The sequence below is a fragment of the Enterococcus sp. DIV0187 genome (assembly GCF_051713785.1).
Taxonomy (GTDB): Bacteria; Bacillota; Bacilli; order Lactobacillales; family Enterococcaceae; genus Enterococcus_A; species Enterococcus_A avium.
Map to the genome: position 1 here is coordinate 3,126,484 of NZ_JBIOQO010000001.1, position 15,389 is coordinate 3,141,872.

At 41.0% G+C, this 15,389-nt stretch carries 17 protein-coding genes; 12 read left to right on the top strand and 5 right to left on the bottom strand.

The features are described from left to right. Positions 1-36 precede the first annotated feature (36 nt). Positions 37-579: a biotin transporter BioY gene (locus tag IGI52_RS15315; RefSeq protein WP_016181628.1), complete on the bottom strand. Its 543-nt coding sequence runs from the start codon at positions 577-579 to the stop codon at positions 37-39. A 189-nt stretch (positions 580-768) separates the two neighbouring features. Here IGI52_RS15315 and IGI52_RS15320 point away from each other — a divergent pair, with 189 nt between their 5' ends. Beyond that, positions 769-1,698, top strand: coding sequence for an ATP-binding cassette domain-containing protein (locus IGI52_RS15320; protein ID WP_311873023.1), 930 nt, complete (start codon positions 769-771; stop codon positions 1,696-1,698). Between the two features lie 224 nt (positions 1,699-1,922). Here the strand turns inward: IGI52_RS15320 and IGI52_RS15325 are convergent, their stop codons facing one another. After that, positions 1,923-3,374, bottom strand: coding sequence for a DDE-type integrase/transposase/recombinase (locus tag IGI52_RS15325; protein WP_311873022.1), 1,452 nt, complete (start codon positions 3,372-3,374; stop codon positions 1,923-1,925). Between the two features lie 176 nt (positions 3,375-3,550). Here IGI52_RS15325 and IGI52_RS15330 point away from each other — a divergent pair, with 176 nt between their 5' ends. From IGI52_RS15330 to IGI52_RS15360, 7 genes are read left to right on the top strand one after another with little or no spacing between them, the layout of a single operon-like run. Further along, positions 3,551-4,306 carry an ABC transporter permease gene (locus IGI52_RS15330; RefSeq protein WP_016181626.1) on the top strand — a complete coding sequence of 252 codons (756 nt, stop codon included), beginning with the start codon at positions 3,551-3,553 and terminating at the stop codon, positions 4,304-4,306. Positions 4,307-4,332: 26 nt separating this feature from the next. Continuing rightward, positions 4,333-4,665, top strand: a complete 333-nt coding sequence (locus tag IGI52_RS15335; protein ID WP_016181625.1) for a PadR family transcriptional regulator — start codon at positions 4,333-4,335, stop codon at positions 4,663-4,665. Continuing rightward, positions 4,658-5,023, top strand: coding sequence for a DUF1048 domain-containing protein (locus IGI52_RS15340; protein WP_016181624.1), 366 nt, complete (start codon positions 4,658-4,660; stop codon positions 5,021-5,023). Before IGI52_RS15335 ends, IGI52_RS15340 begins: the two co-directional genes overlap by 8 nt. A gap of 31 nt (positions 5,024-5,054) precedes the next feature. Next, positions 5,055-5,213 carry a hypothetical protein gene (locus IGI52_RS15345; protein ID WP_016181623.1) on the top strand — a complete coding sequence of 53 codons (159 nt, stop codon included), beginning with the start codon at positions 5,055-5,057 and terminating at the stop codon, positions 5,211-5,213. A 59-nt stretch (positions 5,214-5,272) separates the two neighbouring features. Then, complete coding sequence (locus IGI52_RS15350; protein ID WP_016181622.1) at positions 5,273-6,091, top strand: efflux RND transporter periplasmic adaptor subunit; 819 nt, start codon at positions 5,273-5,275, stop codon at positions 6,089-6,091. Further along, entirely contained in the window at positions 6,088-6,774 is a 687-nt protein-coding gene (locus IGI52_RS15355) for an ABC transporter ATP-binding protein (RefSeq protein ID WP_016181621.1), read from the top strand. Before IGI52_RS15350 ends, IGI52_RS15355 begins: the two co-directional genes overlap by 4 nt. Next, a complete protein-coding gene (locus IGI52_RS15360) occupies positions 6,764-7,978 on the top strand; it encodes an ABC transporter permease (RefSeq protein ID WP_016181620.1) in 1,215 nt (404 codons plus the stop codon). The genes IGI52_RS15355 and IGI52_RS15360 overlap by 11 nt, the downstream gene beginning before the upstream one ends. A 52-nt stretch (positions 7,979-8,030) precedes the next feature. Here the strand turns inward: IGI52_RS15360 and IGI52_RS15365 are convergent, their stop codons facing one another. Next, positions 8,031-9,059, bottom strand: coding sequence for an NAD(P)H-dependent amine dehydrogenase family protein (locus IGI52_RS15365; RefSeq protein WP_311871996.1), 1,029 nt, complete (start codon positions 9,057-9,059; stop codon positions 8,031-8,033). Between the two features lie 243 nt (positions 9,060-9,302). On the opposite strand from IGI52_RS15365, the gene IGI52_RS15370 reads away from it, so the two are divergent. From IGI52_RS15370 to IGI52_RS15385, 4 genes are all read left to right on the top strand, one after another. Further along, positions 9,303-10,166 carry a MerR family transcriptional regulator gene (locus tag IGI52_RS15370; RefSeq protein WP_016181618.1) on the top strand — a complete coding sequence of 288 codons (864 nt, stop codon included), beginning with the start codon at positions 9,303-9,305 and terminating at the stop codon, positions 10,164-10,166. A gap of 250 nt (positions 10,167-10,416) precedes the next feature. Next, positions 10,417-11,427: a hypothetical protein gene (locus IGI52_RS15375; RefSeq protein ID WP_016181617.1), complete on the top strand. Its 1,011-nt coding sequence runs from the start codon at positions 10,417-10,419 to the stop codon at positions 11,425-11,427. A 603-nt stretch (positions 11,428-12,030) separates the two neighbouring features. Then, positions 12,031-12,957, top strand: a complete 927-nt coding sequence (locus IGI52_RS15380) for a sulfurtransferase (protein WP_016181616.1) — start codon at positions 12,031-12,033, stop codon at positions 12,955-12,957. Next, complete coding sequence (locus IGI52_RS15385) at positions 12,957-13,661, top strand: TVP38/TMEM64 family protein (RefSeq protein ID WP_049219875.1); 705 nt, start codon at positions 12,957-12,959, stop codon at positions 13,659-13,661. The genes IGI52_RS15380 and IGI52_RS15385 overlap by 1 nt, the downstream gene beginning before the upstream one ends. A gap of 36 nt (positions 13,662-13,697) precedes the next feature. On the opposite strand, the gene IGI52_RS15390 is transcribed toward IGI52_RS15385, so the two are convergent. Continuing rightward, a complete protein-coding gene (locus IGI52_RS15390; RefSeq protein WP_016181614.1) occupies positions 13,698-14,642 on the bottom strand; it encodes a DUF975 family protein in 945 nt (314 codons plus the stop codon). A gap of 271 nt (positions 14,643-14,913) precedes the next feature. Next, on the bottom strand, positions 14,914-15,084 hold the full coding sequence (locus IGI52_RS15395; protein ID WP_420290702.1) for a DUF3592 domain-containing protein: 171 nt from the start codon (positions 15,082-15,084) through the stop codon (positions 14,914-14,916). Positions 15,085-15,389 lie beyond the last annotated feature (305 nt).

Sequence of the window (15,389 nt, forward strand, 5' to 3'; positions counted from 1 at the left end):
GGCATCAATAACATAGGCGTTTCCAACTTCAAAGATTTAACGATACACCAATTTTGTGAAGGGCAACCTTCTACCAAGCAAGACCCCCAGATATCCAGCTGCGACTGCTTTGATTGCGCCTGGCAGAATAAAAGGAATCATTCCGGCAGAAAAAGCCGTATCCCATGGTAAACCTCCGCTAAATTTCAGCCAAAGGGAACCGAAGAACAGAGTAATAAAAGCCCCGACTAAATTAGCGGCGATTGACCAAAAATAATTGAAGGTTAATTTTTCTAAAATCAGACCAGTAACATAGGCTTGAAAAATAAATCCAACTAAAAAACCCCCGGTCGGTCCGAAATAATGGGCAATTCCCGCTGAACCGCCAGCTAACACAGGTAAACCGATCATCCCCATCAATAGATACATCGCTACGGCAATAGTACCGGTTTTCTTGCCTAAAATAGTTACCACGAACCCTACAGCAAAGGTTTGTAAAGTTAATGGAATAGGCCCAAAAGGAATGGTGAATTGGGCTAAAATACTTATTACTGCTGCAAATAATCCGGCTAAAACAATTTCTCGACTACTTAATTTCATACACTCACTCTTTCGTTAACTAAATATTTTATTTTGGTTAACGAAAGTATAATGGATGGTTAACAAGATGTAAAGGAAAATTTTTAGTACTTAGTAGAACAAAGTAGTTGACAAAATAGCTACTTAGTTATACATTATAGCTGTACTTAATATTACAAAGTACCGAATGATGATTAAGGAGTGAGTAAAATGCAGGAAGCAATTAATGTTGTTGATTTGGAAAAATCTTTTTCTGATCACAAGGTGTTAGATAAAATTAGTTTTCATGTGCCGACAGGAAGCATTTTTGCTTTATTGGGAACGAATGGTTCTGGGAAAACAACAACAGTCAAAATGATGACCACTTTGCTGAAGCCAGATAATGGCTATATTACGATCGATGGAATGAATGTGTTGGAGCAGTCGTTAAAGGTTCAAAAGGAATTTAGTTTGACCGGACAATTCGCTGCGGTAGATGAGGTATTAACGGGACGGGAAAATTTAGTTTTGATCGCAAAGCTTCGTCATATGAAAAATTATACGGAAAAGGTTGATGAGCTGTTAACGGAATTCGATCTGCAAGAAGCGGCGGATCGACCGACGCAAACGTACTCTGGCGGGATGCGGCGTAAATTGGATTTGGCGATGAGCTTGATCGATCCGCCCAGAATTCTTTTCTTGGATGAACCAACGACTGGATTAGATCCGCAGGCGCGGGCTGCTCTATGGCAAATGATCCGTTCGTTGAAAAAAGCGAGGGTGACGATCTTTCTAACTACGCAGTATTTGGAGGAAGCGGAGCAGTTGGCGGATACCGTGGCGATTTTGAATCGTGGGAAAATCGCATTGCAGGGAAGCATCGCAGAGGTGAAAAAGCAGTTGCCAAAAGAAACCTTGGAATTGACCTTTGCGGATGAGGAAACATTGGAAGCTACTGAACAGCTTGTCGGAGGAAAAATGAATAAGGAATTATTGGCGCTGAACGTTGTAACAGATAATGAAGTTGAACGAATCACGACGATTTTAAATCAATTGCAGGCGGCGAAGATTGAGATTTTAACCTTTACCCAAAAACAATCTTCTTTGGATGACGTCTTCTTTATGATTGTCGAAAACCGGGTAACTCAAAATAATCTATGAAAAACAAGCCTAAATAGCGTTTATCAGAACTGAATCGGATCGAATGACTCGAATAGCACCTGACAATCTTACACAATGGCTTGTCTCAGAGGTGAGGGCGCCCAGTTGTACGAAAGAAAGGCACGACAAAGCTCACCCTCGGTCATCCAGTGTAAGCCATTGTTACGGATGGTCAAGTGTGCGCTCCGCCTATTCTTGTGAGGACAACCCGTTACCGAAAGTCGCTAAGCTGCCTGTTGCCTTCTGATAAATTGTTCCGACATCGTCATGAGCTTAACCCATTTCTGAGGCATGTCCTCACATCCATTAAGCTCAGGTAAAAGAACAGGTACGCGTTTCTTTTCCAACTTAGAATGCGGGCGAAGAAAGTTGAAATACGTCGTGAACAATGTGACTTGGGCAATCGGACCTGCGTCAGAGTTGAAACCGCCTAAGGGCTTGTAATTTCCTTTAAACGTTCGATTCAGTCGCTCAATGATTTGTTTCAACGGACGATATTCCGTTGAAACCTCGTCTTCGTTGGTCAAGCCGATCACTTGAATCACATCAAAGTTGATGCCATTTTGAGCGAAGAACGCCTCGGCCAGCTTGTAGATTGGATTGCCGTCGACGACTAATTTCAAGTCAGCTGACAGCTGTTCAAATCGACGAACGACATCGTGGATCGCTTTGATTGCCGTCTCTGTATCTCGATGGCGACTGTATCGATGAGAGAGAATAATCTTTTTCTCGGCGTCAAAGAAGAAGTAAATGTAGTGCCACTTGCCTTGGACCCGGATATAGGTTTCGTCGCCGCAAAACTGGTCTGAAAGCTCATACGGGTAATAATCTGTAAACGGCTGAACCAGTTGCGCCACCGAGCGAGCGTAGCTTCGAATCGTTTGTCCGGAAATTTTTACCTGATGAATGTCAAACATCAAGGCGGCTGTCTTCTCGGCAGACAAGCCATAATTGACATGGTAGGTCAAGATCAATCCAAGCACATAGGGCGAACTGTGAATATTCTTGAGCTGAACGTGGGTTTCGAAATCTGGCGAGTGCTCTAACTCCGACAGAGACAGCTCAAAGTTGCGGTAAATGTAATGCATCTTAAATAAGTGCTTGTTTTTCTTGAAGGCTTTTAGCTCTTTCTTTGACAGACTTTTGAGACGTTTTTTGTAGTACGGACAATCCGTGTTGCGACATTTGTGAATCGTGAATCCGTTGCGCTGTTTAATCTTGTCGAGGGGCTTTTCGCAATGTGGACAGTGAAAAGCAACGTCTTTTGAGAAGCGGCTTTTGTGATTAAACAAGGTATCGCAAACTTTACAACGAAACTGCTCGTTCTCAGCAGTACCGTTATTCAGATAGAGATAGTCTGAAGGAGCCTGACAGCGCGGGCAGTGAACAGCGGGATCAAAGGCTTTTGAGGCTGCCTGTCGACTGACAGGTTTGATTTCTTTGCCGGTTTCTACGAGCGCCTTTTTTTGAAGCTGACGATAATCAAATTTTTGAAGTTCGATGACTTTAGGGAGTTCATCGACCGTTAGTTTTTGATAGTCTAAATCTGCGATATCAGTGGGTTTAGGAGCTTTGGAGTTTGAGAAAAGCAAACTCAATTGATAGAGAAGAAAAAGAATAAATTTACGTTGGGTATTGATAGTTTCGACTAAATCTGAATATAATGAAGCTGACATTTGTACTTTCCTTTCTCTGTTTTTTTGGATGTGGCTGTCAACTTCATTCTAACAAACAGAGGGGGTACAAGTGTCTTTTTGTATCTAAAAATGGATCTATCAAGGTTTGGAAGACCTTAACCAACGGATTTTAGAAATATATTTTGAATTACCGAAAACCGAGGGGAGGGAGAAAAATGAACGTATTCGCAGATACGATGGTATTGACCGGACGAATGATGAAGCATATGACCCGAAGTGTGGATACAATCATGACCGTGGTACTGATGCCGATCATGCTAATGCTGGCATTCATTTATATTTTCGGTGGGGCGATGACGATCCCGCAAGAGACCTATAAAGGCTTTATCGTGCCGGCAATTTTATTGTTTACTGTTGCCAGCGGCGTTGGTTATACCGCTTTTCGTTTAAACACGGATGTTCAAAATGGTATTTTTGAACGGTTCCATTCCATGCCGATCGCGAAGTCCGCGATTTTGAATAGTCACGTGATGACCAGTGTCATTTTCAATTTTATCTCAGCGCTACTTGTTCTGATCAGCAGTATTTTAATTGGATTTCGCCCAAAGGCAGATGTATTTGATTGGGCTGTGGGGCTGCTGCTTTTGCTGGTTGCGACTTACGCACTATCTTGGATTGCCGTCCTCTTTGGATTGATCGCTAGGAATAATGAAACAGCAATCGCCTTTTCTTACTTGCTGATTGGTCTATTATTCATCAGCTCAGGCTTTGTGCCAACAGAAACATTGCCTAAAGTTTTGCGAGGTTTTGCAGATTATCAGCCAATGACCCCGATCATTAATTCTTTACGTTCAATTTTGACCGACGGAAAAATTCCCGCAGATATCTGGGTGGCATTCGTATGGAGTATTGGCGCAATCGTGATTTTCCAAGTATTATCTATATATGTCTATCGGAAAAAATTACGTTAGTACAGCAGCTGGGAAGGATGATAACAGTGAACGGGATTACAGAGATGCTAAAGGGCGTGCTTGAAGGAATGATCTTAGAAATTATCAATCAACACGAAACCTATGGCTATGAAATTACGAATAACCTACAAAAATATGGCTTTGAAGATATTGTTGAGGGAACGGTTTATACAGTTTTATTAAGACTAGAAAAGAAAAAATTAGTGACTGTTACAAAGAAAAAATCTTCACTTGGTCCGATGCGAAAGTTCTATTCATTGAATGAAGCAGGAGAAAATGAATTGGCGTTGTTTTGGCAGCGTTGGGAATTTATTTCTGGACAGATCGATAAGCTAAAGGAGAGTCAGAACAATGAGTGATAAAAATGTATTTAGCTACTTCAAAAGAGTTTATACGGACAAAGCAGAATATAGGGAGCAGATGGCGGGACTAAAAAAATTACCTCGTGAATATCAGGTAGTCTACAAAGAAATCCAAAATTTCTTATGGGAATTTACAGCAGGGGACGGCATGGATATGCTAACGCCAATGTATGAATTGTTGGCCTTCTTTGAAGAAGGTGCCAGCAATCATGTTCCAGTATTGGAATTAGTTGGCGAAGACGTGGGGGAATTTGCAGAGAATATGCTTCATGAGATTCAAGCGAAAACGCGAATCAATGAGTTAAAACGCAAAATGAATGAACGGGTCGCTAAAGAGATCAATAAGGGAAAATAAATAAATTCAAGCATCGTTGGGAGGAACTCTGATGATGCTTTTTGTTATGAAAGAAGTCCTTGGTGTCAACGAGTCCTTACTAATGCATTCGACAATTCTTCATCCATTAAAAAAACAAATGTTCTTCGGTCTAAAGTCCTATTTAGATTTTGTACTTTCGTTGGAAGTAGCGATCAGAACTTTCCTCTAAAATTTAAAGAGTAAGCAACAAGTGTAAGAATTTTGGAATGGAAGGAATGGAGCAAAAAAATGAAAAAAATAATTATTGGTATCGGAGTGTTAGTGGCAGCGGGGGCTGGTTTTTTCCTCTATCAAAATACCCAAGCAAACGCAAAGGATGACACTGCAGTGGAACTGTACCAAGTTAGCAAGCAAACACCGCTGCATTTAAAAGGGCAGGTTCAATCAACGAAAAAACAAACGGTTCTAGTTGATTCAGAAAAAGGCCCGATTCAAACCATTCACGTAAACGAAGGCGATCATGTGACGAAAGATCAGATTTTGGTGACTTATCGTTGGGGTGAAGTGATTCGAGCAGCGAACGATTCAGTGGTAACGGCCTTAAACGAAGATGCAAAAAATGATCCGCAGCAAGCCTTGATGGTCTTAAAGAGCGAAGAATCTGCCATTAAGGGAACAGTCACCGAGTATGATCGTTCTAAGATTACCTTGAACGAACCGATTGAGATCAAATATGCGAATAACGAAAAAACGGTCAAAGGCAAATTCACTTCATTAGCAGAAATGAACAACGAACCAACGAAAGAGGACACAAACAGTTTGGTGACCTATAACTTTACGGCGGTTCCTGACGAAACGATACCTGTTGGCTATTCTGTTGAATTATTGATCCCACGCAATGAGATCCATTTACCCCTTAAGAGCGTGGTGAAAAAGGACGGTGAACAGGTGGTCTACAAAGTCGCTAAAGGAAAAGCTGAAAAACATACCATCTCTGCTGAAAAAGGCAATGGCTATTATATTTTACGTGAAGGCCTGAATGAGAACGATAAAATAGTCAAAGATGCAAAAGACGTCAAGGATGGGATGGATGTGACCGTTGAATGATCGTGATGGAAAATATCAACAAATTATACACGGCGGATCAGGAGCAGATTCATGTCTTAAAGAATATTAGTCTGACCATCGAAGAGCACGAATTTGTCGCAGTAATGGGGCCATCTGGTTCAGGAAAATCAACGCTGATCAATACGATTAGCTTTTTAGATGGTGATTTCGAAGGAAGCTATCGTTTTGAAGGAGAAGATGCGTATCGCTTCAACGATGAGAAGCTCTCAGCTTTGCGGAATAAATCGGTTGGTTTTGTTTTTCAAGCATTCCAGCTGATCGATAACAATACGGTTATGGAAAATGTGGCGTTGCCGCTGCTTTATGGCGGAATGAAGCAAAAGCAAACCAAACCGCTGGTCATGGAGGCTTTGCGAAAAGTCGGGATTGCGGATAAATACAATAAATTACCGAAGCAGCTTTCTGGAGGTCAGCAGCAGCGAGTGGCGATTGCTCGGGCTATCGTTGGCAATCCTAAATTTATCGTGGCGGATGAACCGACAGGTGCGCTAGACAGTCATACCTCTGAAGAAATCATGCAATTATTTAAACGCTTAAATGAAGAGGAAAAAGTCACGATCCTAATGGTAACCCATGATCCAGAAGCGGCAGCGTATTGTCAACGGATTATTACGGTAAAAGATGGCGAGATCTTGGAAGAAGGTGTTGCACATGCGGTTTAGTGAAGTATGGAAAACGTCTTTCAAGGCCATTGGAAAAAATAAACGGCGAAGTTTTTTGACCATGATTGGTTTGATTATTGGAGTTTCTGCGGTGATCACGGTCTTTTCGATTGGTCGCGCCTTTGAAAATTATGCGTCAGAATTTATTGGATTGGATCAATTTGATGGCAGTGTTGGTTATACCTATACGCCGAAAAATGGGGATTTCTATGAGAATGGGTTAGATGCGTTTACCGAAGAGGATATCAGTAAGATTGAGAGTATCCCTGGGGTGCAATCAGTGAGCTATTATGACAATTCTCGCAATGGCATCAAGTACGCAGACCAAACCTTTGATGATGTGGGAAATGATGGTCGTTGGAATTGTTTCAAATTATTGAAAAATGAAGGGAGCGAGGTCCTGTATGGTCGTCCTCTTCAAGCCAGTGATTATTATAATGAAAATCCCGTTGTGGTGATTGATCAGACTGCTGCAAAAGCAATCAAAAAAGAGGAGCCAGAAGCACTAATCGGTCAAAGTATCAAGATCGGCGGGCATTTATTTGAAGTTGTTGGAATCATGAAGGACCGCAATGGCGGTTCCATTGTCTCCACCTCTGAGGATTACGTTGTTGCAGAGGTGCCAGAAAATGTCTATGAGCATTATTTTAACACTGAAGATCGCAGTATGATCCAAGTGAAAATAAAGCAAACTGCCAATGTAAAAAATGTCTCGAAGGAAGCAGAAGAGACTTTGAAAAAATATGGCACATGGAAAGAACTGGGAAGCTATAAGTCAGAGGATTTGGCTGGACAAGTGGACCAACTGCGCATGCTGCTGACCAGTATTACCTTACTGATCTCGGTGATTGGCGGCATCTCGCTCTTTATTTCAGGAATCGGTGTCATGAACATGATCTATATTTCTGTCTCCGAGCGTACCAAAGAAATCGGTGTACGGCGAGCGATGGGTGGTACGAAAGGCAACATTATGATGCAATTCTTACTGGAAGGTATCTCGTTGACCTTGGTCGGCGGAACGATCGGTTATCTCATCGCGATGCTTTTAGGTTTTGCCATCAGTACGTTCACTCCGTTGTCGGTACGGCCGGATCTATTCACGGTGACGCTGGCATTTGGCTTGTCGGTAGTGATCGGGATTGTCTTTAGCTGGCTGCCGGCGAAGAGTGCAGCGAAGAAGGATATTGTGTCGTTATTGCGTTAATGGATAAAAATTGCCCGTAAACAGTAGTCTACGGGCGATTTTTTTGTCCGTTTTACAAATACATATGCATCGGATACGTCATGTAATTTGGTCCAGCAACTTTTTCTGCTGTTACAAAACCAGCAGGAGCTTTGATCACAGATGGAATCCGATTCACCATCGTCGCACAGGTGTGAGCGACAGTGTCTGGTTTATCTAACGAGAAGACCATATCTGGTTCGCCAGTGATTTCCCAATCACACATATCGCCGTCTGTTTCACGATAAACTTTTCCGATACACTCGACCTCCAGCTCAATACCTTGATGAGTCCGGATCGTGGTTACTGCCGACATTCCAATCGCGTCCCCAGCTTTGATCGTTGCTCCAAGAGTCTCGGAATAAACATCTTCATCCAAGGTGAATGGCACACTCTTTTGGGAAATACTTTGAATCGTCCAGTTCATCTTTGAACAAATCGCTTCACCAGCATTCCACATGTAAGATGGCAGGCTTTCTGCTTGAGCAATTTCTTTATCGAAACGTTCCAGATCATAGCCGGCTCCATGTGCTTCGGCTAGAGCTAATCCATAATCTTCCACATTATAGCTCACCGCACCCTTGACCTTCTTGATATCGTTCATTCCAGCCATCATCAAGCTAGGCATATTGATCCAATAAATGTCTTGCATACCGGTCCCCATGATTGTCACGCCATTGTCTTTTGCTAATCTATCCAGCTTGTTGGTTTCAGCAGGGGAGGTATTCCACGGATAGATGGCTTCTTCACAAGTCGTAATCACATTGACCTTATTCTTCAAACACATCTCATAAAATTCGTACATTTCCGGCATATAACTAAAGATCGTTACTAAGGCAATATCTGCATCACAATTGTCAAAAACTTCCTGCGCATTGTCTGAAATCTTGACGCCCGTCGTATAACCTAACTCGGCAAATTCACCAATATCTTTTCCTACAACCTCTGGGTTTGTATCAATTGCCCCAACAATTTCAGCCCCATGCTTGTACAGATAATTAATGATTACCTTTGCCATCTTGCCGCACCCGTACTGAACTACCTTGATCTTTTGTAAACCCATTGAAATGCCTCCTTATTCATTTTTAAGAATTAATTTTTCAAAGAAAAATTAATTCTATTTTCATGTCGTATACCATTCCACTAGTTTCTTGGGCGCCAAATCCAACGTTTTTGTACATTTTTTTATTTTTCACGATAAAAACTGCGAAAAGTGGAACTGGCATCCTTCATCTATATTGTGTTGTATTTCACAATAATAGTATAATCTCTATAGTAACTATAGAGTCAAGGGAGAGTTTAGAAAATGTTTTCAAAAATGAAGATCGGCCATTTTGCACAATACAACAATATTTCTGTTCAAACCCTGCGCTACTATGAGCAAATTGATTTGCTGCATCCAGCCTATATTGATGCAGAAAGTAATTATCGCTATTATCATATCAATCAGTCGGCGGCCGTTGATAATATCCAATTTTTGAAGCAGTTCAATTTTTCATTGGAGGAGATCAAGCATATCATGAATGATACGGCCGGGTTGGCGGAACTGAGTCAGACGGTTGAAAAGAAGAAAGCAGAGCTGCTGGAACTGCGTGCTGCCCTTGATCAGCAATTAGAAGACATCGATTCCTTTCAGGCAGGCGCGCTGATTTTTCAAGAAAAGCAAGGGCAAACAGAAATAGAGGTAGAACATTTTCCGCCGCGACCGATTTTGACGTACACGATCGATAAAAACATTTATGAAATGACAGAGGTGGAGTATGAGTTCTATCTAAGAGAGTTTAAAAATCATATAGGTCAATTAAACATGCCGATTGGCCGCTTTAATCGAGTAGGAACGATCATGCCGCGACCAGATTTTTTAGCAGAAAATTTTGTATCCAAGGAGCTGTTCATTTTTACACCTAGTCATTTTAAACAGCTGAAAACACTAAGAGGCGGGCTATATGCTACTTTTTATTGTCATTCCTTTAAGGAAGAACTGCCTGCATTGAGTAAATTCAGAGCGGCGCTTCAGCAGCAAAATTATCAAATCGTCGGTGATTATGTGTGTGAAGTCGTCTATGAAAAAAATAAGACGGATTCCATGAATCGAACCATGTTTATCCGGATGCAGATTCCAGTAAAAAAGCGATCAGAGAATTTCTGGCAGATTTCTAGCAGTAAGTAGAATGAGAAGCTTTTTTTCGTTATTTATTAAGGACTTCGTAGCAAGTCAGTTCTGTATTTCCGCTAAAAAAAACGTAATGTATTCATTTTTATTAGAAAAAATCATTATTTAAAATACCAAAATTTTTCGAAAGAAATAGCATTTTTTAAGGTTTAGGTATATTTTTGATATATAACGTTTAACCGGTGAAATGTAAGCGTATTTTTTGGTACTGGATAAATTACGTACAAATATTAGGGAGTGGAAGATCATGCAAACACAACGATTAGGAAGTAGACAGCTGTTCAATATGCTTAGAAACAACCTTGAAAAGAGAATCATCAAGTTTTATAACGAGACGCGTGACGCCTCTGCGGTAGTGGAATATGCAGTGGCCGTTCTTGTGCGTCATTGCATCAGTTCCGATGATTTTTCTTTTATCTGTCGAGAGTTAATCAGAGAATTATTTCTAACCGCAACGCCTAATCATACGTTGCGACGTTTTAGTGTGTTTTTTGAGAACTACTTTACTCCCAATGAGTGGAAAACAGTTATCGCGCGCTTATATCGTCATAAGAAGGAGTATCGCTCAGTTACCGAGGAAGCTCGTTTATATAAAGAATATTTGAAGGAAAAAGACACGACCAGAACCGACGAATTGGCCAATCATCAATTTGTTATCCGCTCTGTTTTCAAAGGAGCCAATGGACGAAAACATACCTGGACATTAAAAAATGGACATCCGACAAAGACGCGGGAAGAGCTTGCGGGGGCGGTGAAAATTCTAACGCTGTTGTCGATTTTTGAGACAAGCGGTGTACGAAAATTCACAGAGTTTGTCGATATTTACCGTGACGCCTGGATAGCTGATTTTCCTTGTGAAGAAGACCAGAAAGAGCCTGTTGAGAAAAATAAAACTGAAAAGAAGGCTTCACATAAAGAAGATAAAAAACAAAAGAAAGTGACTCCAATTGAAAATTACAAGGAGCCTAAAAAGATACCAGTGAAAGAATTAAGTGACGGGCAATTAGCCAAAGTAAGTCTTTCGGGTAAAGAAGCACTGAAGAAAGAGGAGCCAAAGCAGCCCGTGCTTGAGACCTTGGCGAAGAAGGCAAAGACGCTGGAGCAATCACAACCTGCTAATAAGTCCAATCGGTCAGGTGTGGGAAACGTAATGAGTGATAAGATTGATATTGGTAAAATCGAAGAACAAATCAAAGCGGAACAATCGAATATGGGGTTTAGAAAAAGAGTTGCACAGTTTTTAGGTAGGGGAAGTTAACCACAAAGGCGCCGAGTGAAACTATAATTTTGCCTGCAATCCAATGATTGGTTGTAAAAGGATAAAGCGTTTTATATACTTTTACTAAGGGCAAAAATCGAGAATGTGGGGAGGGAGTATTTTGAATTTTCATCAGTGATCAGGTATAACACTTTGCCTTAGAGTCTCTAAGAATGTGAATGTAAAAATCTCCTCCCTAACGAACCTTCGTTTACCATTAGTGTAATCCATTCACTAAAAGAAGTCGTTTGGGAACATATGGGGGTATGTTTCCTTTTGTCAGTTTTGCTTTTTGCAGTTTAGTTAGTTTAAGGACTACGCCTAAATTTATAACAGATTTATGGTCGAACTGTTTAGCAAAATGCTACGCGAAGCGAAAAGCGAAATCATTTTTCTGCCTTTTAGAAAAATGAATCCATTAAATAGAGCTAGCTGTCAGTTTTGCTTTTTGCAGTTTAGTTAGTTTAAGGACTACGTCTAAATTTATAGCGGATTTATGGTCGAACTATTTAGCAAAATAACTTTATCAGACAAAAGGATGGAGATTCCTGGGCTTCGGCAGGAATGTCGGAGCAACAAAACGACAAATGAATGGAGAAAAAGATGAAAAAAACAATGATTGGGCTATTGGCGTTAGTTTCTTTAGGTTTAACAGGTTGCGGCGGCGGTGACGAGAAAGCGGACACTTCTAAATCAGCCGAAAAAGAAACAACGGCTTTTACTGGTGAGTATATTGTGGATGCAGAGTACGTTAAAAAAAATCTGGATGACCTCATTTTAATTGACGCGCGGGGTGAAGAAGAGGCCAATAAAGGTACGATCAAAGGATCGACTGTAATTGGTTGGCAAAATTTAGCTTCAGTCGAAGAAGGGGCCTCCGGCGATGAGAAATGGGGCTTGGTGCTTGAACCCGCAGAATTAGGCAAGCGATTAGGTGAAAAAGGGATCGCGAAGGACAAGGAAGTGGTCCTGTTTGCTGGTGCGCAAAAAGGCTGGGGCGATGATGGACGGATCGCTTGGGAATTATTAGCGGCCGGCTATCAGGATGTCAAGATGGTCGACGGTGGCTTTACGGATTTGAAAAAATCGGGGCTTAAAACAGCGTATGAGAGTACGGAGCTAGATCCAGTTGATGTGACGATTGATTCGATTGATCAAAAGCATATGATTAGGACGGATGAATTGAAAAAGGATTATGCTGACTACAAAGTTGTCGACGTTCGTGAGGACAAAGAATACAAAGGCGAGGTCTTGTACGGCGAGGCCAAAGGTGGTCATTTGCCTGACGCGATTCATCTGCGCTTCACGGAGCTGTTCCAGAAAAACGGCAAGCTAAAGAGTAAAGAAGAGTTAACGAAGTTGTTTGAAGATGCTGGTTTATCTAAAAAGGATCAGATCGTCACTTATTGTACGGCTGGAATTCGTTCAGCTTACATGGAGCTAGTGATGGAGATGTGCGGCTTCAAACAAGTAAAAAATTATGATGGCTCATATTATCGATGGGCAAAAGTTGAGGAAGTAGAAAAATAATGTCTAAAATGAACAAGCGAACTTTCGCTCGAATCCTATTGATTCTTGTGATAGTGCTGGCGGTCGTCGGCTTTTACTTTATTCCGGGGATTCGTTCGAAGGTTACACAAGTGTTGATGCTCTTTCGTTCCATGAGTGTAGAGAGTATCGTGGGCTATTTACGGTCTTTTGGAGTTTGGGCAGTCGTGATCTCATTTCTGCTGATGATGTTCCAATCAATCATCGCGCCATTGCCGGCCTTTTTGATTACGTTTGCGAATGCTGCGGTTTTTGGCTGGTGGCAAGGAGCTTTGCTTTCATGGACGAGTGCGATGGCGGGAGCATTGGTTTGTTTTTATATCGCACGAATTGCAGGACGAGATATTGTTGAACGGTTGAACAAGAACTTTTCGCTGGAGAAGTTAGACGCGTATTTTGATCGTTATGGGAAACACACGATTTTGATCTGTCGTCTGCTGCCATTTATCTCTTTTGACTTTATCAGCTATGCGGCGGGATTAACGGCGATTAAGCCGATTCCCTTCCTAATCGCAACAGGGATCGGGCAGCTTCCGGCAACGGTGGTTTACTCATATGTCGGCAGCAATTTGACCGGCAGCACGAAGACTATTCTGTTTGGTCTGTTAAGCATGTTTGCATTATTTATCGCGATCTATGTCTTTAAGCAGATGTATCAAAGCAGACAGGCGAGAACGAATAAATAAAAAAACGTCAGCTAAAACATTTAGCTGACGTTTTTTCTATGCTTCGACTTCTTTGTTTTGTTCGATGTAATGTTCATAAAGTCGGTCTAAAAATTGAATCTCTGTCACATTCTGGTAAGGCATCACGTAAAAATTCGTAAGCTGGAAGATTGCTGTGAGATTCCAGAAGAAAAAGGAAAAGCGCAGGATCAAAAATTCCAGCTTATAGCCATGCATGATTTGACGGCTTAATAAAATCGCATCCGCAGCACTTAAGTTGTCCTCTTTTTCCAATAAATAGTTCGTCATAGCATAGGATGCACTCTTTACAATACCTGGGATGACGAACAGCATCGACCAAAGGAAGGTATAGATGGCGATTAAAATATTTGCCTTCAATACACGATTTTTTTGCGCCTTGATAAAGTACGCGAAGATTTGTAATCCATCTGCTCGGTTGCCTCTTAAGGTGTGGATCGCGCACCATTGCAAGACAGCGGTCGATAAAGCGGCGATCAAAAAGATCAGAATAAAGGCCGCCACCATGATTAGAAACCAAGCAACTAGCGAAAGCCGCGATGTATACGGTTGGATGTAGTTATAATTATAGCCGTAACCATAGCTGTCGTAGTAGTCATAGGGGCTAAGTATTCTTAGCACGCCGTTGGTAAAAAAACGAAAGTAGGCAATTTGAAAAATAAAGCCGGCGATAAAATTCGCACCGACCAGCAAAATGATTGTTTTACACCATTCACCATATCTGCCGGACAGTTTTTCCTGTGCCTGTTTTTTGATTTCAGCACGAGTAATGTGTAAGCCATCTGCTTTTTCCAGCTCAAGCTTTAGCGGCTCTTCGATTTTTGGTTGATAAAAGGGCACGTTGTTTTCGGGATCTTTTTGAGGACCAACTGCTGGTCTTGTTTGTTCTAAGTTATATCCGCAGGCTGGACAAAAATTTGCTTCTGAGCGTACCTCAGTACCGCAATTAGGACAGTATTTCATTTTTTCACTCTTTTCCTTTTCATTCGATGTCAGCTAACAATTATCATTGATAAGGAGGCTCTCGTCAACATAACCTTTAAAAATAGCGTTTTTGATTAGCTCAAGGTGTTTTGCATGTAATCAATTTTTTTGATAAGGACACGAAATTAAATAATTTAAAGCAGAATACTATAAGAAATAAGAAGTAACTGTGGGTCTTACAGGATGATATGTTAGGGACATAAAGAGATGTTGTCGGATAATTAAAGCCATACTCGGTATCAATTTAGCGCTATGCAAATCGTGGTGAAAGGCGTTTAAATCTTGTGGGTTCATTTTTGTCATATCTGATTTTTATCGTATCACCAACTTGATAACCTAAAGGAACAGTTATACTTTTCTTTGAAACATACTTGAATCCATCAACAACGTAAGAAACAATGGCAAATTTTACATTTCCCAGTACTACTTTTCAGGTACAACGGTAACGATCTCTTCGATTGTCGCGAGTGTTTCAATAGTTTCTGATTTTTTCATTTCATTTCCTCCGTTATAAGTTAGATTACTGCTAATTATACTATAGCTATTTAGGGTAACGGTTTTTGAATGACTTTTGTACAATTACAAAAATATCCAACAGGAAAACAAAGCTCAGCGCATTTCGATCTTTTTTGTCTTCAAATAAAATAGATAGTTACCAAAAAACGAAATTACTTTTTTCGAGATACAGCATAAACAGTTGAATTCCAGTTTTAGATTATTGAATCT